Genomic DNA, 8,735 nt, shown 5'->3' with positions numbered 1-8,735 from the left:
ATGATGTATCATAGGATTTTTTTATAAAAACTCGAATTAACAGGTACGTTTTGTCTTGTTTAGTTTTCAAAGATCATTTTCGTTATCGCTCGTAAGCGACTTTAATATCTTAACATTTCGCTTCAGTTGAAGTCAAGAACTTTTTTCATTTTCTTTTTTCAACCTCGTTGCTGTTTTGCGGCAACGAATAATAATATACCATCTGGATTCTTTCCTTGCAATAGTTTTTTTAAAAAAAATTTTCATTTTATGAAAAATAAAAAGCGCCACAGATCAAATGGCGCTTTTGTTGATGTATTAACGGTTTCTCATTTGCGGGAAAAGCAGTACATCTCTGATTGATGGAGAATTTGTTAGTAGCATGATTAATCGGTCGATACCGATTCCTAGTCCACCTGTTGGCGGCATGCCATATTCTAATGCTTCAACAAAATCGTCATCCATGAGATGCGCTTCGTCATTTCCTTCTTCACGTTCTTTTAATTGAGCTTCAAAACGTTCTCTTTGGTCGATTGGATCATTCAGCTCGGTGAATGCATTTGCATGCTCACGGCGCACGATGAATAGCTCAAAGCGGTCCGTGAAGCGCGGATCTTCAGGATTTTTCTTAGCTAATGGAGAAATCTCCACTGGGTGTCCGTAAATGAATGTAGGCTGAACCAATGTTTCTTCTACTTTTTGCTCGAAGAACTCATTGATAATATGACCTACTGTCATGCTTTTTGTGATTTCAACACCGTGATCAGCAGCATGCTGTTTTGCTTCTTCTACAGACATCTCCTGCCAGAAGTCTACACCTGTTGCTTCTTTGACCGCTTCAACCATATGGAGTCTCTTCCATTCAGGTTTTAGATCAATTTCATCTTCTCCATATTGAATCGTTGTTGTTCCTAGTACCTCTTGGGCAATATGAGCAATCAAGTTTTCCGTTAGGTTCATGATGTCTTTATAGTCTGCATATGCTTCATACAGTTCAATCATAGTAAATTCCGGGTTATGACGAGTTGAGACTCCTTCATTACGGAATACGCGGCCAATTTCGTATACTTTCTCTAGACCACCGACAATTAGACGTTTTAAATGCAGCTCGATCGCAATACGCATATAAAGCGGCATATCAAGTGCATTGTGATGAGTAATGAAAGGACGAGCTGATGCACCACCAGGGATGCTATGCATTGTTGGTGTTTCAACTTCTAGGTATCCTTTTGAATCTAAGTATCTTCTCATTGATTGAATGATTTTGCTTCGCATGATGAACGTCTGCTTACTTTCTGGATTGACAATCAAGTCAAGGTAACGCTGACGATAGCGTTGTTCTACATCTTTTAGTCCGTGATATTTATCAGGGAGCGGGCGAAGTGCTTTTGTCAGAACCTCAAAGCTAGTCGCTTTAATTGAAAGTTCCCCTACATTCGTTTTAAATACGGTTCCCGTCACACCGATAATATCGCCTAGGTCCGAGCTTTTGAATAGTTCGTAAGCTTCTTCTCCTACACTATCTTTACGCACATAGATTTGAATTTGTCCTTCTAAGTCTTGAATGTGTGCAAAGCCAGCTTTCCCTTTTCCGCGTTTTGTCATCATACGGCCAGCAATTGTTACTTGAGCTGCTTTTTCTTCTAAGTTTTCTTTTGAAAACTCGTCATATTCAGCAATAATTTGTGCGGATTGATGAGAACGGTCATATCGTTCACCGAATGGATCGATACCCTCTTCTCTCATTTTATTCATTTTGTCACGTCTTACTTGGAACTGATCATTTAATTCTTCGTTATTAAGCCCTTCATTACTCACTTATATCACTCCATTAATGTATTTTGCAGAGAAAAGCAGAAAAACTGCCAGTACGTGCACTAGCAGTGAGCTACAAAAAGAAAGATAGTCTTATCCTACTTTTATTCTTTGAAGCTCTTTTGCCTCGGCTTCGATCGTAAAGTCATCTAGAACTTTTACAAGCTCCGCTCTCGTTTCACTTTGATTGATTTGGTTTCTTACATCTGCATTGCCTCGGACACCTTTTAAGTACCATGCTGCATGTTTTCTCATTTCTCTGACAGCCACATGCTCGCCTTTCAGGTCTATAAGTCTGTCTAAGTGAAGTTTGCACACAGACATTTTCTCACGCACATTAGGCTCTTCTTTTAGTTCACCCGTTTCTAAATAATGAACCGTCCGGTAAATCATCCACGGGTTTCCTAGTGCGGCTCTTCCGATCATGACAGCATCTGCACCCGTTTCATCAAGCATACGTTTTGCATCTTGAGGGGTTTTGACATCTCCATTGCCGATGACTGGAATGGAAACAGATTGTTTGACCTCTTTTATAATATCCCAATTCGCTGTTCCTTCGTACATCTGCACTCGTGTCCGTCCGTGAAGCGCAACCGCTTGTCCACCTGCTCGTTCAACAGCACGGGCATTGTCGATAGCGAAGATATGGTCTTCGTCCCAGCCAATTCTCATTTTCACAGTAACAGGTTTATCTACAGCTTCTACGACTGCAGATACCATTTCGTAAATCTTGTTAGGATCCAGCAGCCATTTCGCTCCTGCGTCACATTTCGTGATCTTTGGTACAGGACATCCCATATTAATATCAATAATGTCCGCCGTTGTATTCTGGTCTACAAACTTGGCCGCTTCTACGAGCGTATCCTTTTCTCCCCCAAATATCTGAAGGCTCAACGGTTTTTCACGTTCATCAATGTACAGCATGCCCATCGTTCTGGCATTATTAATCAAGATCGCTTTGTCACTGACCATTTCAGCGCAGACTAAGCCCGCTCCAAACTCTTTCACCGTGAGTCTGAAAGCAGAGTTACACACACCAGCCATTGGTGCGAGCACTACTTTGTTTTTAATTTCGATATCTCCGACTTTAAACATCTAGTCCCCTCCTTTCCTCTTCAAGTATTGGTGAAAGTTCTTCCACCGTTATATTTAAAGCATCTGCTATTTGACCAACCATTTGGTTTGTTGGTAATCGATTGCCTCGCTCAATTTCCCCTAAGACAGAGACAGAGATGCCCAGTCTTTTGGCGAACCCTTCCTGAGTATACCCTTTTAGCTTTCGGTATGCACGAATTCTTCTACCCCACATGTCTTTTTCCATATGCTTACACCTTCTTGGTCTGTTACGGCGTTTACCTGGGCTTCGCCGATTTCTGGGCAAATCTCACTCATCGGAACAAGAACGAATAAACGTTCGTACATTCTAGGATGCGGCACTACAAGTTGTTCTGTTTCAATATTTTCACGATTATAAAGTAAAATGTCAAGGTCAGCTGTCCGTGGACCCCATCTCACTTCTCTTGTTCTGCCCAACTCCTGCTCAATGTTCTGAGTCAGTGATAGAAGTTCTTCAGGACGAAGCGAGGTGGAAATCTTCACAGCCATGTTCAAGAAGTCATCCTGATTCTCGTAACCTACAGGTGTTGTCTCATATATAGATGAAATGGATTCAACTTGAACACCTGGGTGTTCGTGAAGTTTTTTGACAGCTTCTTTTAAGTAGGTTTCCTTTTTTCCTATGTTTGAGCCTAAAGCGATATATGCTGTATTGTTCATGCGCGTGATCTCGTCATTTCAATGGCAACGGACTGATAGTGTCCTGGAATTGGCGGATCTGGTTTGATTACTTTTACTGTACATTCTTGAACTGTCGGAAAGTCCTTTAACACTTGGTTTGCAATTCTTTCTGTCAGCGTTTCAACGAGGTTCACCGGATCCCCTTCTACAATATTTTTGCAGATGTTGTAGAGCACAGCATAGTTGATGGTCTCATTTAGGTCATCCGTTTGTCCTGCCTTACTTAAATCAAGTGAAGCTGTTAAGTCCACACGAAAGCGCTGGCCTAGTTTATTCTCTTCTGCAAATACACCGTGATAGCCGTAAAATTCCATTCCGTTTACATATACTTTATCGATGATAAGCGCCTCCTTTATTCAGCATGGCATCCATCATTTTTGCCATTCTTGCGATTTCTTTTACATCGTGCACTCGGACCATCGCGCTGCCCTTTTGAATCCCAAGACAGACCGTCGCACCCGTTCCTTCAGTACGTTCTTCAGGCGGAAGGTCTAAAACTGCACCGATGAATCGTTTGCGGGATGTTGCCAGAAGCAGCGGATACCCAAGGTGGCAAAAATGTTCAAGTTCATTCATGACCATGAGATTGTCAGTTTTATTTTTCGCAAATCCTACACCAGGGTCTAATATAATCATGTCATCACAGACACCCGCTTGTTTCACAATTTGAACACTTTCTTTCAGATCTGCAATCATATCTGAAATCAGATGGGTGTAATTCCGCTCTGGTCGATTGTGCATTAAGATAATTGGCACGTTGTGCTTCGCTGCCACATGCGCCATTTGAGGATCAGCTTTCGCCCCCCATACATCATTAATGATTGAGGCTCCTGCTTTCACTGCCTCATCTGCGACATGGGCTTTATACGTATCAATAGAAATAGGTATGTCCAATTCTTTTGTGATCTTCTCAATGACAGGAATGACCCTTGAAAGCTCCTCTTGCTCTGAGACAAGTGCCGCCCCCGGCCGAGTCGATTCACCGCCAATATCAATAATATGCGCCCCATCTTCTATGAGCTGCGCTGCATGAGCCAGCGCTTTATCCATTTGATTGAATTTTCCTCCATCTGAAAAAGAGTCCGGTGTGACATTTAAAATGCCCATGACCAATGTCTTTTCTTCATAACTAAGGGTATGGTGCTTGGCTTGTATGATTTTAGGCTGTTTTATCAATTGTTGTGTCATTGTGTCCACCTACTCTTTATGTTCTAGACGTTCTTTTGTATATTCTGTTCTCAGCTTGGTCGAAATCGTTCGGTTGTGGTTTTGCAGGACGGTGTCTCCGATATTTTTAAAAGGCACAATTCCCTGAACCGAATTGGTCATCCACGCCTCATCAGCTGAGAGCAAGTGTGAGAGTGGATATCTTCCTTCTATTAGTGAGATCCCCGAAGCTTGCAGCTTTTCGATACAATATCGACGGGTAACCCCGTTTAAAATGCCGGTATCAAGTGAAGGTGTATAGATCACATCTTTTTTTCGCCAAAATAGATTTGACGTAATTCCTTCTGCCACATCGTCTTCTTTTGTTAAAAAGATCCCTTCTATCGACGGATCGTTCCCTACTTCTCTTTTCGCCAGCAGGTTGTTCATGTAATGATGCGACTTGAGCCGTCTTGGACCTTCCGGTGTGTTTCTTCTTGTATCAAGAATGATTCCCTGTTTTTCATCTACTATTGATTCGGGCCGGAATGGGGAGATCATCACAAAAACAACAGGCTCCTCATAAGGGTCTGCAGAAAATCCATTGCCTCTGCCCGCAGAAACATTGAAGCGGATCCTCGCATAACCGTCCGTTATTTGGTTTTGATTGAATAATGTATGAATGATGTCGAGTACAAATGGTTTCTCTATTGTGGATTCGATGCAAAGGTCACGCAATGATTGATTGAGCCTTTCAAGATGCCAGTCTAACAAGAAGACTTGTCCTGCTAGAGAGGTAAATGTTTCGAATACACCGATGCCATATAGAAAACCATGATCAAAAGGAGAAAGAGTCGCGTCTTTCTCCTCTATATACTGACCGTTCAGGTAAATGATCATGCGTTTACTTCATTCCCCTTTTTACGATAGGTTTCAATGAAATTTCTGAGCATTTCCTTACCGAAGGACGTCATAATCGATTCTGGATGGAATTGAACACTTTCAATCGGAAGTTCTTTATGGCGAATGGCCATGAGTTCGCCTTCCTTTGTTCTCGCTGTTCTGACAAAGCACTCCGGCAGCGTCTCGTCTTTAACAATTAATGAATGATATCTCGTGGCGACGAGCGGATTTTGTAGTCCCGTGAAGACACCTTTGCCGTCGTGTTCAATCTCTGATGTTTTCCCATGCATTAACCGCTCCGCACGAATGACATCTCCACCAAATACTTGTGCAATGGATTGATGACCTAAACAGACACCGAAGATCGGAATCCTCCCAGCAAAATGTTTGATCGCTTCCATACTAATTCCTGCTTCATCCGGACTGCAAGGTCCTGGAGAAATCATCAGAAAGTCTGGCTTGAGCTCTTCGATTTCTTGAATAGTGACTTGATCGTTTCGTTTTACAATCAGTTCTTCCCCAAGCTCACCTAAATACTGGACCAGGTTGTACGTAAATGAATCGTAATTATCAATCATTAATATCATACTCTGCTCACCTCTAACTCAAAATAGTCTCTTCTTTGCTCAACTGTAATGCTTTTTTCACTGCATAGGCTTTTTTAATCGATTCTTTGTATTCGTGCTTTGGTACAGAATCGATGACAATGCCTGCACCTGACTGCATGAAGGCTCTGCCCCCTGTACAATAAGCCGTACGAATGACGATATTAAAATGCATATCTTGATTGAATCCAAACCAGCCTATAGATCCAGTATAAAGCCCACGCCTTGTTGGCTCAAGTTCTTCTATGATTTCCATTGTTCTCACTTTTGGCGCACCTGTAATCGTGCCGCCTGGGAATACAGCTCTCATGACATCTACCGCATCACAATCATCACGCAGCTCCCCTTGGACATTTGATACAATGTGCATCACGTGTGAATATTTCTCAATGGCCATAAACTCGTTCACCTTGACTGAGCCATAAGTAGACACTCGTCCAAGATCATTCCGCTCAAGATCAACAAGCATCACATGTTCTGCGCGTTCTTTTTCATCTTCAATGAGTTCTTTTGCCAGCGCTTGATCTTCCACATCATCCTTGCCTCTTGATCTTGTGCCAGCGATCGGTCTTGTTTCGAGCTGAATGCCTTTTTTCTTAATAAGCAGCTCTGGAGATCCACAGACAATTTGGAAATCTGGCGTGTGCAGATATGACATATATGGAGATGGATTCACGTGACGTAATGTTTTGTATAAATGATATGGGTGGGTATGAAGCTGTTCATCTTGTCTAATGGATAGGTTCACTTGGAACACATCACCGTTCGCGATATATTGTTTAATCGTTTCTACAGCTTCCCCGAAAGCTTCTTCAGTAAAAGGTGCAGCAGGTACACATTCCGAAGAAGACACGTTGACAGATGAATGTGCTGACTCTTCTGATGTGCTTGTCCAGCTTTGCTTTAATTCTTCGAGTCTTTGATGAACTTCACTGACAGGTTCGTCTCCTTCTGTATGAGTCATCAGCCAGAGGACGTCTTTATTATGATCAAAGACAGCGACATCATTGAATACGAGGAAATACAAATCAGGCGTCTTCAAATCATCGATGGACAGCATTTTAAAATGCTCGATATATCTTGCGTAATCATAGCTTAAAAATCCAATCGCTCCACCTTGGAAGTCAGGGTATTCGTCGTTCGTTTCGGTTTGTAGGGTTTGAAACCAATCAGCAAATGCCCTAAAAGGATCTCCCTCTTTGAACAACACCTCATTCTGATAATGGATGGTGGTCATCCCGTCCTTCCCTTTCGCTTTAGCGATCGGATGAATGCCGGCAATACTGTATTCTCCGCCACGTGCACTTTCAAGAAGGACGTGATGTGATTCATGAGCCGTTAATTGTTCGTATCGTTTCAAGAATGCATCTTTCGTAAAAGGAATTTTGATGCCCATCGGCCTACGTTGTGTCATGTTATCATCCTTTTTCATTTTCATTAATCTTATTGTAATGCAATCCATTTTAATTAGAAAATAGTATTTGCTTTCCATCTTCAGAATTCATGAAAAAACCCCAGCAAATGCTGGGGTGTATTGTTTAATCAAATTGATAAAGCGGCGTACTAAGGTAACGTTCACCGTTACTTGGAATAATCGCTAGAACCTTTTTCCCTTTACCAAGCTTCTTCGCTGTTTGAAGCGCTGCATAAATGGCTGCTCCTGAAGATATACCACCAAGGATTCCTTCTTCTTTCGCTGCCTTTCTTGCAAGTTCAAATGCATCTTCGTTTTTCACTTGGATAATGCCGTCATATACTTCTGTGTTTAAGATAGATGGAACAAAGCCTGCTCCGATGCCTTGAATTTTATGCGGACCTGGTTTCCCGCCTGATAGTACAGGAGAATCTGTTGGTTCTACCGCATAAAGCTGAATAGATGGAATGGCTTCTTTCAGGACTTCACCAGCACCTGTAATCGTACCGCCCGTACCAACTCCTGCAATAAATGCATCAAGGTCGCCGTCAAACTGTTCAAGAATCTCTTTCCCTGTTGTGCGGCGGTGAATCTCAGCATTGGCTTCATTGCTGAACTGCTGAGGCATGAAGTATCCGTGCTCTTCTGCTAATTCTTCTGCTTTTTTGATGGCACCTTTCATTCCTTCTGCACCGGGTGTTAATACAAGCTCTGCACCGTAAGCGCGTAAAAGGTTGCGGCGCTCCTGACTCATTGTATCCGGCATAACTAAAATCGCATTGATTCCTTTTGCAGCCGCGACCATCGCAAGACCGATTCCTGTGTTTCCGCTTGTTGGCTCAATGAGTGTGTCACCAGCTTTTAATGTACCTTTTGCTTCAGCATCTTCGATCATCGCTAACGCAATACGATCTTTTACACTGCTGCCTGGGTTCATATATTCAAGTTTCAAGTAGACATCCGCACTGTCTTCATCTACTAAACGGTTTAATTTAACGACTGGTGTATTTCCTATTAGTTCAAAAACTGAATTTGCAATACGAGCCATCACTAACACCTCTATCTCCGAGTAATTT

The 8,735-nt window shown here is 42.3% G+C and carries 10 protein-coding genes; all 10 read right to left on the bottom strand.

The window, feature by feature from the left end; translation table 11 throughout:
* Positions 1 to 297 precede the first annotated feature (297 nt).
* The 10 genes from lysS to cysK all read right to left on the bottom strand — a co-directional run bounded on the left by lysS (position 298) and on the right by cysK (position 8,707).
* Positions 298 to 1,797 carry a lysine--tRNA ligase gene (gene lysS / locus KVT11_RS19385; protein WP_217609115.1) on the bottom strand — a complete coding sequence of 500 codons (1,500 nt, stop codon included), beginning with the start codon at positions 1,795 to 1,797 and terminating at the stop codon, positions 298 to 300.
* 90 nt (positions 1,798 to 1,887) lie between these two features.
* Positions 1,888 to 2,889, bottom strand: coding sequence for a tRNA dihydrouridine synthase DusB (dusB, locus tag KVT11_RS19380; protein WP_129548029.1), 1,002 nt, complete (start codon positions 2,887 to 2,889; stop codon positions 1,888 to 1,890).
* Entirely contained in the window at positions 2,882 to 3,115 is a 234-nt protein-coding gene (locus KVT11_RS19375; protein ID WP_017366448.1) for a helix-turn-helix domain-containing protein, read from the bottom strand. Before KVT11_RS19375 ends, dusB begins: the two co-directional genes overlap by 8 nt.
* On the bottom strand, positions 3,067 to 3,570 hold the full coding sequence (gene folK, locus KVT11_RS19370; RefSeq protein ID WP_129548028.1) for a 2-amino-4-hydroxy-6-hydroxymethyldihydropteridine diphosphokinase: 504 nt from the start codon (positions 3,568 to 3,570) through the stop codon (positions 3,067 to 3,069). Before folK ends, KVT11_RS19375 begins: the two co-directional genes overlap by 49 nt.
* On the bottom strand, positions 3,567 to 3,929 hold the full coding sequence (folB, locus tag KVT11_RS19365; protein WP_129548027.1) for a dihydroneopterin aldolase: 363 nt from the start codon (positions 3,927 to 3,929) through the stop codon (positions 3,567 to 3,569). The genes folK and folB overlap by 4 nt, the downstream gene beginning before the upstream one ends.
* Positions 3,922 to 4,779 (bottom strand): dihydropteroate synthase, encoded by an 858-nt coding sequence (gene folP, locus KVT11_RS19360; protein ID WP_217609114.1) that lies wholly within the window; start codon positions 4,777 to 4,779, stop codon positions 3,922 to 3,924. The genes folB and folP overlap by 8 nt, the downstream gene beginning before the upstream one ends.
* Positions 4,780 to 4,788: 9 nt before the next feature.
* Positions 4,789 to 5,637, bottom strand: a complete 849-nt coding sequence (gene pabC, locus KVT11_RS19355) for an aminodeoxychorismate lyase (RefSeq protein WP_191219272.1) — start codon at positions 5,635 to 5,637, stop codon at positions 4,789 to 4,791.
* Positions 5,634 to 6,227 (bottom strand): aminodeoxychorismate/anthranilate synthase component II, encoded by a 594-nt coding sequence (gene pabA, locus KVT11_RS19350; protein WP_025206607.1) that lies wholly within the window; start codon positions 6,225 to 6,227, stop codon positions 5,634 to 5,636. Before pabA ends, pabC begins: the two co-directional genes overlap by 4 nt.
* A gap of 13 nt (positions 6,228 to 6,240) precedes the next feature.
* A complete protein-coding gene (locus KVT11_RS19345) occupies positions 6,241 to 7,659 on the bottom strand; it encodes an anthranilate synthase component I family protein (RefSeq protein WP_025206606.1) in 1,419 nt (472 codons plus the stop codon).
* 124 nt (positions 7,660 to 7,783) lie between these two features.
* A complete protein-coding gene (gene cysK / locus KVT11_RS19340) occupies positions 7,784 to 8,707 on the bottom strand; it encodes a cysteine synthase A (protein ID WP_008341814.1) in 924 nt (307 codons plus the stop codon).
* Between the last annotated feature and the right edge of the window lie 28 nt (positions 8,708 to 8,735).

Source organism: Bacillus sp. GbtcB10, assembly GCF_019091365.1.
Classification (GTDB): domain Bacteria; phylum Bacillota; class Bacilli; order Bacillales; family Bacillaceae; genus Bacillus; species Bacillus altitudinis.
This window is presented reverse-complemented; position numbering and strand designations above follow the sequence as displayed.